Raw genomic sequence first — 255 nt, forward strand, 5'->3', positions numbered from 1 at the left:
GAGATTGCGCTCAGCGTCTTTTCGCGACGCTTTGAAGCACGGCATCGCCGTCGCGTGTCAGGCGGGGCAGTGGGCGCCCGGGCGTGAGCTGTTCCATGGCAACCAGATGGCGTTCGAGCAAGGTGTCAAGTTCTTCGCGGTCAAGATCGATCTGGTCAGGCGCGGCCTGGACCAGCATGAGGGTGGCAAATTCATGGGGGCTCAGCATGTCTCTCTCCGGTTTGTCTGGATTATCGCCGCGTTAAAGCAGAAATT

1 protein-coding gene is annotated in these 255 nt (G+C 59.2%); it reads right to left on the minus strand.

Going from position 1 to position 255, the window contains the following annotated elements:
* Positions 1–10: 10 nt before the first annotated feature.
* Complete coding sequence (locus VSR34_RS39275; protein ID WP_081716238.1) at positions 11–208, minus strand: hypothetical protein; 198 nt, start codon at positions 206–208, stop codon at positions 11–13.
* Positions 209–255 lie beyond the last annotated feature (47 nt).

Source organism: Paraburkholderia sp. JHI2823 (assembly GCF_038900695.1).
Lineage (GTDB): Bacteria > Pseudomonadota > Gammaproteobacteria > Burkholderiales > Burkholderiaceae > Paraburkholderia > Paraburkholderia mimosarum.

Coding starts and splice junctions, on each gene's coding strand:
- VSR34_RS39275 (WP_081716238.1), bottom strand. CDS start 208: ATGCTGAGCCCCCATGAATTTGCCACCCTCATGCTGGTCCAGGCCGCG.